The 14,787-nt window shown below is 73.7% G+C and carries 13 protein-coding genes; 8 read left to right on the forward strand and 5 right to left on the reverse strand.

Features of this window, described 5'->3' with window-relative positions:
• Positions 1-43: 43 nt before the first annotated feature.
• Positions 44-652 carry a TetR/AcrR family transcriptional regulator gene (locus C5507_RS13100; protein WP_104528967.1) on the reverse strand — a complete coding sequence of 203 codons (609 nt, stop codon included), beginning with the start codon at positions 650-652 and terminating at the stop codon, positions 44-46.
• A 72-nt stretch (positions 653-724) separates the two neighbouring features.
• On the opposite strand from C5507_RS13100, the gene C5507_RS13105 reads away from it, so the two are divergent.
• From C5507_RS13105 to C5507_RS13120, 4 genes are all read left to right on the forward strand, one after another.
• A complete protein-coding gene (locus tag C5507_RS13105; protein WP_242611056.1) occupies positions 725-1,936 on the forward strand; it encodes an MFS transporter in 1,212 nt (403 codons plus the stop codon).
• Positions 1,937-1,938: 2 nt separating this feature from the next.
• Positions 1,939-3,186 carry a 3-deoxy-7-phosphoheptulonate synthase gene (locus C5507_RS13110; protein ID WP_104529008.1) on the forward strand — a complete coding sequence of 416 codons (1,248 nt, stop codon included), beginning with the start codon at positions 1,939-1,941 and terminating at the stop codon, positions 3,184-3,186.
• Positions 3,187-3,353: 167 nt separating this feature from the next.
• Positions 3,354-4,184 (forward strand): PaaX family transcriptional regulator, encoded by an 831-nt coding sequence (locus C5507_RS13115; RefSeq protein WP_104528969.1) that lies wholly within the window; start codon positions 3,354-3,356, stop codon positions 4,182-4,184.
• Between the two features lie 106 nt (positions 4,185-4,290).
• Entirely contained in the window at positions 4,291-5,691 is a 1,401-nt protein-coding gene (locus C5507_RS13120) for an alpha/beta fold hydrolase (RefSeq protein ID WP_104528970.1), read from the forward strand.
• 78 nt (positions 5,692-5,769) lie between these two features.
• Here C5507_RS13120 and C5507_RS13125 read toward each other — a convergent pair whose 3' ends face one another.
• The 4 genes from C5507_RS13125 to C5507_RS13140 form a co-directional block, all read right to left on the reverse strand.
• Entirely contained in the window at positions 5,770-6,393 is a 624-nt protein-coding gene (locus C5507_RS13125; RefSeq protein WP_104528971.1) for a LutC/YkgG family protein, read from the reverse strand.
• On the reverse strand, positions 6,390-7,850 hold the full coding sequence (locus tag C5507_RS13130) for a LutB/LldF family L-lactate oxidation iron-sulfur protein (RefSeq protein ID WP_104528972.1): 1,461 nt from the start codon (positions 7,848-7,850) through the stop codon (positions 6,390-6,392). Before C5507_RS13130 ends, C5507_RS13125 begins: the two co-directional genes overlap by 4 nt.
• A 67-nt stretch (positions 7,851-7,917) precedes the next feature.
• Positions 7,918-8,691, reverse strand: a complete 774-nt coding sequence (locus C5507_RS13135; protein ID WP_104528973.1) for a (Fe-S)-binding protein — start codon at positions 8,689-8,691, stop codon at positions 7,918-7,920.
• Positions 8,688-9,704 carry a LacI family DNA-binding transcriptional regulator gene (locus C5507_RS13140; RefSeq protein WP_346193783.1) on the reverse strand — a complete coding sequence of 339 codons (1,017 nt, stop codon included), beginning with the start codon at positions 9,702-9,704 and terminating at the stop codon, positions 8,688-8,690. The genes C5507_RS13135 and C5507_RS13140 overlap by 4 nt, the downstream gene beginning before the upstream one ends.
• A gap of 186 nt (positions 9,705-9,890) precedes the next feature.
• Between C5507_RS13140 and C5507_RS13145 the strand changes: the two genes are divergently transcribed.
• From C5507_RS13145 to rhaS, 4 genes are all read left to right on the forward strand, one after another.
• The gene (locus C5507_RS13145; RefSeq protein WP_207225722.1) at positions 9,891-11,444 is read left to right on the forward strand and encodes a sugar ABC transporter ATP-binding protein; all 1,554 of its coding nucleotides are present in this window, start codon (positions 9,891-9,893) and stop codon (positions 11,442-11,444) included.
• Positions 11,441-12,514: an ABC transporter permease gene (locus C5507_RS13150; RefSeq protein ID WP_104528975.1), complete on the forward strand. Its 1,074-nt coding sequence runs from the start codon at positions 11,441-11,443 to the stop codon at positions 12,512-12,514. The genes C5507_RS13145 and C5507_RS13150 overlap by 4 nt, the downstream gene beginning before the upstream one ends.
• Positions 12,504-13,547 (forward strand): ABC transporter permease, encoded by a 1,044-nt coding sequence (locus C5507_RS13155; protein ID WP_207225721.1) that lies wholly within the window; start codon positions 12,504-12,506, stop codon positions 13,545-13,547. The genes C5507_RS13150 and C5507_RS13155 overlap by 11 nt, the downstream gene beginning before the upstream one ends.
• A gap of 88 nt (positions 13,548-13,635) precedes the next feature.
• Positions 13,636-14,721 carry a rhamnose ABC transporter substrate-binding protein gene (gene rhaS, locus C5507_RS13160; protein WP_207225720.1) on the forward strand — a complete coding sequence of 362 codons (1,086 nt, stop codon included), beginning with the start codon at positions 13,636-13,638 and terminating at the stop codon, positions 14,719-14,721.
• Positions 14,722-14,787 lie beyond the last annotated feature (66 nt).

The following is a 14,787-nucleotide window of genomic DNA, read 5'->3' on the forward strand; positions in this document are numbered from 1 at the left end:
CACCGGCACCGCTCCCGGGAGCGGTGCCGGTGCGGCGCGGGGCTCAGCCCGCCCGGGGGTCGCTCAGCTGGGTCCCGATCCACGCCGCGGCGAGCCGGCGGGCCCGGGCGAGCGGGTCGTCGCCGGGCAGCCCGGGGGTCGTGGCCGCGCGCGCGAAGCGGTTCAGGGCGCCGTCGTAGAGCAGCAGCAGGGTGGCCGCGGCCTCCTCCGGGTCGAGGAGGCCGGCGGCGGAGGCGAGCTCCCGGAGGCGCTCGCCGAGCAGCCGGGTGTCGGCCTCCAGCCACGGGTGCCCCGGGTGGTCGGCGGGCAGCTCGGTGGCGGCCGCGAGGAAGGCGCAGCCGCGGCCGTTGCCCTCCCGGGACCGGTACCGCGCGACCGCGTCGAACAGCGACAGCAGCCGGTCGACCGGGTCGTCCCGCTCGGCCAGCACCTCGTCCCAGGTCAGCCGCCACCTCTCGTGCCGGCGGCCCAGGTACGCGGCCACGAGGGCGTCCTTGCCCGCGAAGTGGGCGTACATCGTGGCCGGGGAGACCCCGGCGCGGGTCAGCACCGCGTCCACCCCGGTCGCGGCGATGCCGGAGGCGTAGAACAGCTCGCCGGCCGCGGTCAGCAGCCGCTCGCGTGCCGGTGGGGTGGCGGGAGCCCTCGTCATGCCCCTACTGTAACGAGCGTTATGCCGAAACGATCGTTACGTCGCCCGCCGGAGCCGCACGGCGGTTCGGGGATGGTCGTGGCCGGCCTGGCTGTCATCGCCGTCACCTACGGCCTGGCCCGCTACGGCTACGGCCTCTACCTGCCCCAGTTCCGCGCGGCGTTCGACCTGTCGGCCGGTACCGCCGGCGCCATCGCGGCCGGCGGGTACGTCGGCTACTGCGCTGCCGCCGTCGTGGCCGGCGGCCTGACCGGCGGGGGCCGGGCCCGCCTGGCGCTGTGGGCGGCCGGCGGGAGCGCCGCTGCCGGTTCGCTGCTCGTGGCTGCCGCCTGGGACGGCGCCTCCCTGGCGGTCGGTGCGCTGATCGCCGGCAGCGGTGCCGGTGCCGCCACCCCGGCCCTGGTGGCGGCCGTCGCCGGCACGGTCGCGCTCCGCGAGCAGCCACGCGCCCAGGGCGTGGTCAACAGCGGGACCGGCGCCGGCGTGGTCGTCGGCGGAATGCTGGTGCTGGCGCTCCCTGCGGCCTGGCGCTGGTCGTGGGCCGGCTTCGCCGTCGCGGCACTGCTGGTCACCGGCTGGGCGGACCGCCGCAGCCGCTGGCCCGCGGCCCCGGGCGGTCCGTCCGGGGGCTCGGCGGCTGCCGGCCGGGTGCCGGTCCGGCAGCTCCGCCGGCCGCTGGCCGCCGCGCTGCTCGCCGGTGCCGGCTGCGCGGGCGTGTGGACCTTCGCCCGCGATCTCCTGACCACCGACGGCGGGCTGTCCTCGGCGGTCACCGGGCTGCTGTGGTGCCTGCTGGGTGCGGCGGGCCTGCTGGGCGGGCTCAGCGGGGTGCTCGTCGGACGGGTCGGCCTGCGCGCCGCCTGGATCGGCACCGTGCTGGCCGCCGCCGCGGGCACGGCCGCGCTCGGCGTGCTCCCGGGGGCCGTGCTCCCGGCGGCGCTGGCGCTGGCGTGCTTCGGCAGCGCCTTCGTCACGCTCAGCGGCGTCCTGCTCGCCTGGGGCGCGGAACGGGCTCCCGCGGCCGCGGCCGCGGCGGCCGCCGTGCTCTTCATCGGGCTGACCGTCGGGCAGGCGCTCGGCGCGGTCGGGCTCGGCCTGGTCGCGGGGGCGGCCGGTGCGCCGGTCGCCTTCCTCGCCGCGGGCGCGCTGCTGGTCCTCGCCGCGGCCGGGGCCGAGCGGCCGCCGCGGGGGTCCGGTGACGGTGCGGGGAACAGGTCCGGCCATGCTGTGCGGGCGGCGATCCCGTCCGGGGCGCCGGCCCGCCGAGCCGCTGGAGAACCGTGACGATGCACGAGCCGACCGTTCCCGCGGACGACATCCTCGGTGCGGCGACGCGGGTCGCCGACCTGCTCGTGGACGTCCAGACACGGGTGAACGCGCAGATCGACGCCGCGCACGCCGAGCTCCTGCCGGCGGTCCGGCGACAGCTCGGCGCCGCGGAGCCGGAGCCGCTGGACGACGCCGGTCTGGTGAACGCCCGGATCACCGGCCTGAGCGTCGTCGTCACGCCGGCCGCCGTCGCGACCGTCGTGCCGCTGTCACCGGCGTCCCTGGCCACGACGCGGGCCGGCCGGGCGGCCATGACCGGCATCGTGACCGGAGCCGACGACCGACTGGCCGTCATCGCCGGGCCCTGCTCCATCCACGACGCGGCCGCCGCGCTCGAGTACGCCGCCTTCCTGGCGCGCATGCGCGAGCGGCACGGCGCGGACCTGGAGATCCTCATGCGGACCTACACCGAGAAGCCGCGCACCGAGGTCGACTGGAAGGGCTTCGCCTACGACCCGTTCCTCGACGGTTCCAGCCGGATCAGCGTCGGCCTGGTCGCCACCCGGATGCTCATGCGCCGCATCACCGAGCTGGGCGTCCCGGTGGCCGCCGAACCGCTCAACGCGCTCACCCCGCAGTACGTCGACGGGCTGATCACCTACAACGGCGTCGGTGCCCGCAACGTGACCGACCAGACGGCGCGCGAGCGCGTATCCGGCTTCTCGTCGGTGGTGGGCTTCAAGAACTCGCCGGAGGGCAGCATCGACTCCGCGATCCAGGCGGTCGTGGCCGCGCGGGCGCCGCACCAGTTCCTGGGCGTGGACCACCACGGGGTCAGTGCCCAGCTGTCGACGACGGGCAACGACACCGGCCACGTGATCCTGCGCGGCGCCAAGGACGGTCCCAACTACTCCGCCGCCCACATCGCCGGGACCCGGGCGAAGCTCGCGGCGCGCGGGCTGCCCGAGGTGATCGTGGTCGACGCCTCCCACGGCAACAGCCAGAAGGACCACCTGCGCCAGATCGAGGTGGTGCGCGACCTCGCGGGGCAGATCGCCGGCGGTGAGCGGGCGATCCGCGGGGTGATGGTCGAGAGCAACCTGGTGGCCGGGCGGCAGGACCTCGACCAGCAGCGCCCGGCGGACCTGGAGTACGGCAAGAGCGTCACCGACGCCTGCGTGGACCTGCCGACCACCGAGGCCATGCTCGCCGAGCTCGCCGGGGCGGCCCGGGCCCGGCGGGAGGTCGCCGGTCGGCACGGCTGACCGCGCGGAAACGGGTGAAGGTGCCCGGTCGGTGCCGGGGTCGGCACCGGATCGGGAGAAGATGACCACCGAGCCGCCGACTTACCCGTCCGGCGGCTGCCGCGACCGGCGTCCGGCGAACAGGTCCTCGAGCCGGGGCGCACGCCCCGACCGTCCCAGGGGGGGCTATGGAGAACACTGCCGCCGAGGTGCGCGCCAGGCCGCAGGACCTGCTGCTCGCGCTGGGAGGCGCGCTGGTCCTGGACAGGTACGAGCAACCGCTCCCGACCCGGGTCTTCCTGGATGCGCTGAGACCCCTGGGCGTCAGCGACGACGCGGTCCGGTCGACACTGACCCGGCTGACCGAGCGCAACCTCCTGACCCGCCACCAGGACGGCCGGGTGGCCAGCTACGGCCTGACCGACCGGTCGCACCGGCTGCTGCGGGAGGGGCGGGAGCGGGTCGAGGCCACCGAGCCCTTCCACCAGCCGAGCAGCGACTGGACGCTGCTGAGCTTCTCGCTGCCCGAGACGCACCGGGACGTCCGCAACCGGCTGCGGTCCCGCCTGGCCTGGGCTGGCTTCGGCTGCCTGCGGGACGGGCTGTGGATCGCGCCGGGGCGCGTCGACGTCGACCGGATCGTCGACGTCCGCGCCGAGGTCGAGGGCACCCTGCAGATCGACGGGTTCGTCGCCACCCCGACCGCCGACACCGACGTCGCGAGGTTCGTCCGGCGGGCATGGGACCTCGACGCGCTCCGCCGCGAGCACGAGGAGTTCATCCGTCGCTGGAGCGGTCCGGCTCCGCAGGGCCTGGACCCGGTCGCGCTGTTCACCCTGCACGGCGCCGACTGGATCCGGCTGCTCCGGCAGGACCCGGTGCTGCCCGGGCAGCACCTCGGCGAGGACTGGCCTGCCCCCCGATCGGCCGACGTGCACCGCGCCGTCGTGGCTGGGATCGAGGCCTCCGCGCACGCCGCCTTCGCCGATCTCGTGGCAGACGCCCGGGCCCGTCGCTGAGCACGACGTGAACCAGTTCACAGAAACATTCGGCAGATCATTGACGGTCGTCGCTCAACTTCCTAGCGTCTGGAGCTGTTCCCAGCCCCTCCCGTGAGGATGTCGAATGTCCCCCAGATCCCGTGCCACCGGCCTCGGCTGCGCTCTCGCCGTCTCCCTCTCTCTCGTCACCGCTTCACCTGCCATGGCCGAGGAGTCCTCGGGTCCCCAGCACTACGAGGGGCAGCTGGCGAACGAAGACACCACCTGGGTAGCGGACGTCCCCGCCGACTGGACCGGCACCGTGATCCTGTACAGCCACGGTTACCGGCCAAGCTTCGTCCCGAACGACGCCGCGAACGCTCCGGACGACAAGACCCGGCAAGCACTCCTGGACCGGGGGTACGCGCTGGTCGGCTCCTCCTACGAGCGCAGCGGCTGGACCTTGGACACCGCGGCCGAGGACCAGCTGCAGACCCTGGCGGCGTTCGGTGCGACGGTCGGTGAGCAGCCGTCGAGGGTCCTCGCGATGGGCACGTCCATGGGCGGCCTGGTCACCGGACAGCTCGCCGAGTTGCCGGGCGCGCCCATCGACGGGGCGCTGTCCACCTGCGGGCTCATGCACGGTGGTGTCGACCTGCTCAACTACCAGCTCGACGGTGCCCACTCGATCGCCGAGCTTCTCCTGCCGGAGGGCGCCGACGTGCAGCAGGTCGGCTTCGGTGGCAACCTCGGCGCAGCCCTCGGGACGGCGGGCACCCTCAGCGTGGCCGTCCAGAACGCGAAGAACAGCCCCGAGGGGCGGGCGCGGATCGCGCTGGCCGCCGCGCTCTTCCATCTGCCCCGCTGGGCGCCGAACCAGGCGGAGCCGGGCCCGCGGGACTACGAGGCGCAGGTCGACGCGCAGGTCGCGCAGCTGACCGGCGCCCTGTCCTTCTACTACATCGGCCGCGTCGACATCGAGAACACGGTCGGCGGCAACCCGTCGTGGAACGCCGGAGTGGACTACGGGGCGCTGCTGCAGCACGCCGACGAGCGGGAGCAGGTCGAGGCGCTGTACCGCGCCGCCGGCCTCGATCTCCGTGCAGACCTCGACCTCCTCACGGACACGGCATCGATCACGCCCGACGAGGGCGCGCTCCAGGAGAACTACGCCATCTCGGAGCTCACCGGCGACCTGCAGGTCCCGACCCTGAGCCTGCACACCACGCACGACGTGCTCGCACCGGTGCAGGTCCAGGAGGAGTACGCGGAGACCGTGCGCCAGGCCGGCGCGAACGGCCTGCTGCGCCAGGCCGTCACCCACCGGCTCGGCCACTGCGCCTTCACCCCCGCAGAGCTGGTCGCCTCGGTCGAGGCACTCGACCAGCGGGTCGACACCGGCCACTGGGGATCGGTGGCGAACCCGCGTCAGCTGGACGCGGCCGCCGAGCGGCTCGACCTCGGCGGCTCGGAGATCCTGCCGAACTACCGGCCGGCGGAGTGGCTCGGCGACCGCGGTGGCGTGTTCGGCGGACCGCGCTTCTGATCGCGACCTCGATCGGCACCGGGCCGGGCACCAGGCGTGCCCGGCCCGATGCCGGCCCGGCCGTCCCGCTGTTCGGGGTCAGGCCACCAGGACGACGACCAGCGTCCGGGGACCGTGCACGCCCTCGACGCGCTGCAGCTCGATGTCGCTGGTCGCCGACGGCCCGCTGATCATCGTGAGCGGCGCCAGCGGGTCCAGCCGGGCCAGGCCCTCCGGCACGCTGCCGACGACCTGGGCCGCCTCCACGACGCACACCAGGCAGTCCGGCAGCAGGGAGAGGGCCCGCCGGCCCGACAGCGGGCTGCCGTCGAGCACCAGGGTCCCGGTCTCGGCGATCGCGACGGCGACCCCGGTGACGGTCGCGGCGTAGCCGGCCAGCGCCACCGCGGGGCGGCCGTCGTCCTCGACCGCGCCGTCGGGCCGCCGGTCCGCGGGCACTCCCGGGGCGACGACGACGTCGGCGGGGGAGTGCTCGCCGAGCGCCGTCCGCAGGGCGCTGCCGACGGTGGCCGCGACCTCGGAGGGCGCGCAGCGCACGACCGTCGCCCTGTAGTCCTCGAGCCGGTCGGTCAGTACGTCGAGCAGCTCGTCGGGGGAGCGGTCGTCGGTGAGCCGGTAGTCGCGCCGGACCTCCGCCGGGGCGGCGCGGTCCGGACCGAGCGCCGTCCGGATGCGGCCCAGGATCTCGTCGCGGGCGCTCATCCGCCGTGCTCCCGGGCCCAGGCCTGCGTGAACGTCTCCTTCGGAGGCGTCGGCAGGTCGCGGGTGCGGGTCCACCTCGACGCCGGCGGCGGCAGCGCGGCGGGCAGGGTCGGCCTGCCCCATGCGAGGAACCGGCCGAGCCCCGCGGCCTTCTGGGCCAGCCGCCACAGGCGGGGGTTCGACATGGCCTTCGACAGCGCCCGGAACGCCAGCGCCTCCGGGCCGGCGTGCTGCTGGGCCTCGACGTGCTCCGCGCGCAGGTGGACCAGGATCGAGGGGATGTCGATCGCGACCGGGCAGACGTCGTAGCAGGCTCCGCAGAGCGAGGAGGCGTACGGCAGCGAGGCGTTGTCCTCGATCCCGGTCAGCTGCGGGGACAGCACCGCGCCGATGGGGCCCGGGTACACGGAGCCGTAGGCATGCCCGCCCGCGCGCTCGTACACCGGGCAGACGTTCAGGCAGGCCGAGCAGCGGATGCAGTGCAGCGCCTCGCGGCCCACCTCGTCGGCGAGCACCGCCGTCCGGCCGTTGTCCACCAGGACCAGGTGGAACTCCTGCGGGCCGTCGCCGGGGGTGACCCCGGCCCACAGGGAGGTGTAGGGGTTCATCCGCTCGCCGGTGGAGCTGCGGGGGAGGAGCTGGAGGAAGACCTCGAGGTCGCGCCAGGTGGGCACGACCTTCTCGATGCCCATCACGGTGATCAGGGTCTGCGGCAGGGTCAGGCACATCCGGCCGTTGCCCTCGGACTCGACGACGGCGAGCGTGCCGGTCTCGGCGACGGCGAAGTTCGCGCCGCTGATGGCCACCCGGGCCCGGAGGAACCGCTCGCGCAGGTGCGCGCGGGCGGCCATGGCGAGCTTGCGCGGGTCGTCGGTCAGCCCGGGGTCGACGCCGGGCATGGTGCGCAGGAAGATCTCGCGGATCTCGGCCCGGTTCTTGTGGATCGCCGGCACCAGGATGTGCGAGGGCGTGTCCTCGCCGAGCTGGACGATGAGCTCGGCCAGGTCGGTCTCGTGCGCGGCGATGCCCGCGGCCTCCAGGGCCTCGTTGAGCCCGATCTCCTGGGTGGCCATCGACTTGACCTTGACGACCTCGTCGGTGCCGGTCGCCTGGACCAGTCGGGTGACGATCTCGTTGGCCTCGGTGGCGTCGCTCGCCCAGTGCACCGTCCCGCCGCGTGCGGTCACCTGCTCCTCCAGGGCGATGAGGTGCTCGTCGAGCCGGGCCATCGTCGCGGCCTTGATCGCCCGCCCGGCCTCGCGCAGCTCCGCCCAGTCGGGCACCTCGCCGACGACGGCGGCCCGCTTGCCCCGGATGGTCGCCGTCGCGTGCCCGAGGTTGGCCCGCAGCTGCCCGTCGCGCAGCGAGTCGCGGGCGGCGTCGGGGAAGGACAGGTCGCCGCGCAGGTGCCCGACGCCGCGGGGAGCGGTCGGGATGCCGAGGAACACCGCGGTCATCGGAGCCACCTCTCCTGGTCGGCGGTTCGTGCGCGAGAGCGCCGGCACTTCGTGCACTTTCCGCCCGTCATGCCGGCACCGCGGGCGTCGTGGACTGGTGCGGGGTCACGGCTTCCTCCGTCGAGGCGAGGATCTCGGCGAGGTGCACCGTGCGGGTGCCCGAGCGCAGCCGCGACAGCCCGCCGCCGATGTGCATCAGGCAGGACGCGTCGCCCGCGGTGCACACCTCGGCGTGCGTCGAGAGCACGTTGGCCATCTTGTCGGTGAGCATCGCCGTCGACGTCTCGGCGTTCTTGACCGCGAACGTCCCGCCGAAGCCGCAGCACTGGTCGGCCGCGGGCAGCTCGACGAGGTCCAGCCCCCGGACGGCGCGCAGCAGCTGCAGCGGGCGGTCGGCGACCTTCAGCATGCGCAGCGAGTGGCACGTCGGGTGGTAGGTGACGCGGTGCGGGTAGTAGGCGCCGACGTCGGTGACGCCGAGGACGTCGACCAGGAACTGCGAGAGCTCCCAGGTCCGGTCCGCCAGCGCCGCGGCCTCCTCGGCCAGCGCGTGCTCGCCGGCCCGCCGGGCGACCGCGGCCTGCTGGTGGTGGATCGAGGCCACGCAGGAGCCGGACGGCGCCACGACCGCCTCCGCCCCGGCGAAGGCCCGCACGTGGTTGGCCACGATCGGCACGGCCTCGCGCCGGTAGCCGGTGTTGACGTGCATCTGCCCGCAGCAGCTCTGGCCCGGCGGCACGACGACCTCGTGGCCCAGCCGCTCGAGCAGCCGCGCCGTGGCCATGGCGACCTGCGGGACCATCGTGTCGACCAGGCAGGTGGCGAACAGCGCGACCTTCATCGGGACTCCTCACGGCGGACCATGCTGGACTCGCGGACCACGAGCACCGGCTCGAAGACCGGCTGCTCGTGGCGGTGGCCGTCGCGCGCCTCGTCGAGCAGCAGCTGAGCGGCGCGACGGCCGAGCTCGTGCCGTGGCTTGCGGACCGAGGAGAGCGGGACGGCGGCCGCGGCGGCGAACTCGATGTCGTCGTAGCCGACGATCGCGAAGTCGTCGGGCACCGAGACGCCGTGCCGCACCATCTCCTGCAGCATCCCGAGGGCGATCAGGTCGTTGGCGCAGACCGCGGCGGTGGGTCGCCGCGCCGCAGGGATCCCGATGATCCGGGACGCCGCCTCCCGACCACCGGCGACGGTGAGCTCGTCGGGGGACAGGACGGTCAGCTCCGAGCCGGGGGCCTCGTCCACGGCGGCGGCGACCCCGGCGTGCCTCTCCCGCACCTGGGGCAGCTCGGCGTGCCCGCCGACGAACGCGATCCGCCGGTGGCCGCGCTCCACGAGGTGCTCGGCGGCCAGCCGTCCGCCGAGGACGTCGTCGGTCGCGACCGCGCACTGGTGGGTGTCCGCTGCGCGACGGTCGAGCAGCACCACGGGCACGCCGCGGGCGCGCAGGGCGGCGATGTCGTCGTTCAGCTCGGCGGTGGGGGTGATCAGCACACCGTGCACCCGCTGCTCGGCGAGCACGGCGAGGTGGGCGCTCTCCCGCTCCCGGCGGTCGTCGGTGTTGCACAGGATCAGGGACAAGCCGGCCGCCTCGACCACTTCTTCCACGCCGCGCGCGACGTCGGTGAAGAACGGGTTGGCGATGTCGAGGACCACCAGACCGACCGTGCGGCTCGAGCCGGCCCGGAGCTGCCGGGCCGACTCGTTGCGGACGAAGCCCAGGTCGGCGATCGCGTCCAGGACCCGCTGACGGGTGCCCTCGCTGACCGTCTCCGGGCGGTTGAGGACGTTGCTGACGGTGCCGACCGAGACGCCGGCGCGTCCGGCGACGTCCCGGATGCTGGTGGTCAGCGGTCCTCCCGATGTGGTGGTCGAGGCTGAATCGTGACGTCGCCACTGAAACGTGTCAACGCCGCCTCGAGGCGTCGGTTGCGGTTCAGCTACGGCGCGAGGGTGGCGGTTGACACATTCCTAGCAGACTCCCTATGGTCTGCGCCACAACGCCTGTGAAACGTTTCATCCCTGGAGGCGGTCACCGTGGACCACGCCCCGGCGCCACCCGCGCCCGGCCGGCCGACGACCGGATCGGTCGTCCTGGCACTGGACGACGTGAGCAAGAACTTCGGAGCGGTCGCCGCCCTCCGGGGGGCCCGGCTGGAGCTGCGAACCGGTGAGGCGCACGCACTGGTGGGGGAGAACGGCGCCGGCAAGTCGACGCTGGTCAAGATCCTCGCCGGCGTGCACGGGCCCGACAGCGGTCGTCTGCTCCTCGATGGCCGCGAGGTGACGCTCGACAACCCGGCGGCCGCGCGGGCCGCGGGCATCGCCGTCATCTACCAGGAGCCGACGCTGTTCCCGGACCTCTCGGTGGCGGAGAACATCTTCATGGGCCGGCAGCCCCTCACCGGCGGTCGGCGGATCGACCGCAAGGAGCTCGCCTCTCGCTGCCGGGCGCTGTTCGACCGGCTCGGCGTACGCCTGGACCCCGACCGGCCCGCGCGCGGGCTCTCCATCGCCGACCAGCAGATGGTGGAGATCGCCAAGGCGCTGTCGTTCGACGCCCGCGTGCTCGTCATGGACGAGCCCACCGCCGCCCTCTCCGGCGTCGAGGTGGAGCGGTTGTTCACGGTCGCCCGGTCGCTGCGCGCCGGCGGCGCCGCAGTCCTGTTCATCTCCCACCGGTTCGACGAGGTCTTCGCACTGTGCGACCGCATCACCGTCATGCGCGACGGCCAGTGGGTGTCCACGGACCCGACGGCCGACCTCACCGTGGACCAGGTCGTGCGCCGGATGGTCGGCCGTGAGGTGGCCTCGCTGTTCCCCAAGATCGACGTCGAGCCGGGCGAGGTCGTCCTCGAGGTCCGCGGGCTGACCCGGCTCGGGGTGTTCGCCGACGTCTCCTTCGACGTCCGCGCCGGTGAGATCGTCGCCCTGGCCGGCCTCGTCGGCGCGGGTCGCAGCGAGGTGGTCCGCGCCGTGTTCGGCGTGGACGCCTACGACTCCGGCTCGGTGCGCGTCTCCGGTGCGGACCTGCGCAAGGGCAGTCCGGCCGCGGCGATGGCCGCCGGCATCGCGCTGGTCCCGGAGGACCGCCGCCAGCAGGGGTTGGTGATGGAGCTGTCCGTGGAGCGCAACGCCACGCTGACGCGGCGCTGGAAGCTCGCCCGGTTCGGTCTGCTGTCCGCCCGCGGCGAGCGGGCCACGGCGGAGGAGTGGGCAGCCCGCATGCACGTCAAGGCGGGCAAGCTCTCCGACCCGGTGTCCACGCTGTCCGGCGGCAACCAGCAGAAGGTCGTGCTGGCCAAGTGGCTCTCCACCGACCCGCGCGTCCTGATCGTCGACGAGCCCACCCGGGGCATCGACGTCGGCACCAAGGCCGAGGTGCACCGCCTGCTGTCCCAGCTGGCGTCCGACGGGATGGCCGTCGTGATGGTCTCCAGCGAACTCCCGGAGGTGCTCGGCATGGCCGACCGTGTCCTGGTCATGCACGAGGGCCGGCTCGTCGACGACATCCCGCGCTCCCGCGCCGACGAGAGCGCCGTGATGCTGGCGGCCACCGGCCAGGGCGGGACGACGGCGGTGGCCTCATGAGCGCCGCCGGGACGAAGGCGCCCTCGCCGGCGCCGGTCGACCAGGCCCCCGAGCACACCGGGAGCCGTGGCGCCACGCTCGTGCAGCGGCTCGTCGTCGTCCGGGAGCTGGGCATCTTCGCCGCGCTGCTCCTGCTGGTCCTCGTGACGGTGATCGCCAATCCGCGGTTCCTCTCCGGCCAGAACATGCGGGACCTGCTGCTCTCGGCGTCGATCCTCACCGTCCTGGCGGCCGGGCAGACCATCGTGATCGTCACGCGCAACGTCGACCTGTCGGTCGGCTCGGTGCTCGGCCTCTCCGCGTACGCGTCGGGCACGCTGCTGGCGAACGCGCCGGGCACCCCGGTGATCGTCGTGATCCTGGCCGGGATGGTCGTCGGCGCCCTCTGCGGCGTGCTGAACGGCGCGATCGTGGCGATCGCCAAGGTGCCGTCGCTGGTGGTCACGCTCGGCACGCTGTACGCCTTCCGCGGCCTGGACTCGCTGTGGGCGAGCAGCAGCGACCGGCTGCAGATCAACGCCGCCGACCTGCCCGCGAGCTTCAAGTCCCTCGGCGGGGCCCGGCTGCTGGGCATCCCGGTGCTCTTCCTCATCGCGGCCGCGGTCGTCCTGCTGGTCGGCTTCTACCTGCGCAACTACCGCAGCGGCCGCGAGCTGTACGGCATCGGCTCCGACCCCGCGGCCGCCCGGCTGTCCGGCATCCCGGTCGGCCGGCGGGTGCTCGTCGCGTTCGCCGTGAACGGGGCCCTCGCGGGTCTGGCCGGGGTCCTCTACGCCGCCCGGTTCCAGACGCTCGACGCCACGGCCGGCACCGGCCTGGAGCTGAACGTCGTGGCGGCGGCCGTGGTCGGCGGTGTGGCCATCTTCGGTGGCAGCGGCTCGGTCTACGGAGCCGCGCTGGGTGCGCTCCTGCTCACCACCATCGGCACCTCGCTGCCGCAGCTGGGGCTCAACCCGTTCTGGCGGGACGCCGCCGTGGGCGCGCTGATCCTGGCGGCCATCGTCCTGGACCGGACGCTCTCGCTGCGCCTGGCCCGTCGCCTCCGAGGGAGGAACCTCCGTGGCAGTTGACACCGCTCCCGCGACCCCGGCCGGTCAGGCCCCGGCCCAGCGCCCCCAGGGGCCCTCGCGGCTGCGTCTGCTGGGCACCGGTGACGGCGTCATCACGTTCGTCCTCGTCGCGTTCCTGCTGGTCGCCGGCTTCACCGTCGAGGGCTTCGCCTCGTCCCGGAACACCGGCTTCCTGCTGCTCGACGTCGTCGTGATCATGCTGATCGCGCTGCCGCTCACCCTGGTCATCGTCACCGGCGAGATCGACCTGTCGGTGGCCAGCACGGTCGGGCTGACCAGCGCGGTCATGGGCCAGCTCTGGTTCTCCGGCCTGCCGCTGGAGCTGATCATCCCGATCTGCCTGCTGCTCGGCGCGTTCCTCGGCGCCGTCAACGGCTTCCTCGTCACCCGGCTGGGGCTGCCGTCGCTCGCGGTGACCATCGGCACGCTGGCGCTCTACCGCGGGCTGGCCTTCGTGGTCCTGGGTGACCGGGCGGTGGCCGACTTCCCGCGCTCCTGGACCGGCTGGGCGCTCAGCAGCATCGGCACGACCGGCATCCCGGTCGTCGTCGTCCCGTTGCTCGTGCTGGTCGTGCTCACCGGGGTCGTCCTGCACGCGACGCCGATCGGCCGCTCGCTCTACGCCATGGGCAACAGCGAGGACGCCGCCCGGTTCAGCGGGATCGGTGTCGAGCGCACGAAGTTCTGGCTGTTCGTCGTCACCGGTGCTGTCGCCGCACTGGGCGGCATCTACTGGACGCTGCGCTACGGCAGTGCCCGGGCCGACAACGCCCAGGGCCTGGAGTTGCAGGTGATCGCGGCGATCCTGCTGGGCGGGGTCTCGATCTTCGGCGGCAGCGGCGGCCTCGTCGGCGTCATCGCCGGGGCGCTGCTGCTCGGCTCCCTGCGCAACGCCCTGCAGCTGGTCAACGTGCCCTCCGACGTCCTCAACATCGTGACCGGCGTCCTGCTCATCATCGCCGTCGTCACGCCGCAGGTCGCCGCCGCGGTCCGCGGCCGCCGGCGACCCCGTGGCCGACCGGCCGCCCCGTGAACGCACCACCCGCGCCCCAGGGACGGGGCGCACGACCGTCCACCGACTCCGGCCGACCTGACGCCGGCGCACCTCAGAGAGGGAACCAATGACCAGCTTCCTGACCAGCCGCCGCATGCGCGGAGGCCTGACCGGCGTCGCCGTCGCGGCCATGGTGCTGACCACCGCCGCCTGCGGCGGTACGACCCGTGGCGAGGACGAGGGCAGCGACGCCGGCGCCGAGGCGACCGCGTCGGCCGACCCGGACGCCGAGATCCCTGCCGATCTGGCCTTCGCCTTCCTGCCCAAGCAGCTCAACAACCCCTACTTCGACATCGCCGCCGAGGGCGCCGAGAGCGCCGTCGCCGAGGTCGAGGGCGAGCTCAACGTGACGGGCCCCTCCGAGGCCAGCGCCTCCTCGCAGGTCAGCTACATCAACACGCTGACGCAGCAGGGCGCCGAGGTCATCCTGACGTCGGCCAACGACCCGAACGCGATCTGCAGCGCGCTCGACCAGGCGCGTTCGGGCGGCGCCAAGGTCGTCACCTTCGACTCGGACACCGACCCCGAGTGCCGTGACCTCTTCATCAGCCAGGCCACGTCCGAGGGCATCGCCCAGGCCCAGATCGACATCATGGCCGAGCAGATCGGCGGGTCCGGCCAGGTCGCCATCCTGTCGGCCACGGCCAACGCCACGAACCAGAACGCCTGGATCGCGCTGATGGAGGAGTACGCCGCCGAGGAGTACCCCGACATGGAGATCGTGGCCACCGTCTACGGCGACGACGAGGACGAGAAGTCCTTCCAGGAGACCCAGGGTCTGCTGCAGACCTACCCGGACCTCAAGGGCATCATCTCGCCGACCACCGTCGGCATCGCCGCGGCCGCCCGCTACCTGTCCGGCTCGGAGTACAAGGGCCAGGTCGCGCTGACCGGTCTGGGTACCCCGAACCAGATGCGTGAGTTCGTCAAGGACGGCACCGTCACCGCGTTCGCGCTGTGGAACCCGGAGGAGCTCGGCTACCTGGCCGCCTACGCGGGTGCCGCACTGGCCGCCGGGCAGATCACCGGCGAGGAGGGGGAGACCTTCGAGGCCGGTGAGCTGGGCGAGTACACGATCGAGGCCGACGGCACCGTCGTCCTCGGGGAGCCCACCACGTTCGACGCCGACAACATCGACGACTTCGACTTCTGAGTCGTCCGCTCCTGCCGTCGCCGGCCTCCCCGGCCGGCGACGGCAGGACACCCTGAGAGGAACTCC

It is taken from the genome of Blastococcus saxobsidens (genome assembly GCF_002938435.1).
GTDB classification, from domain to species: domain Bacteria; phylum Actinomycetota; class Actinomycetes; order Mycobacteriales; family Geodermatophilaceae; genus Blastococcus; species Blastococcus saxobsidens.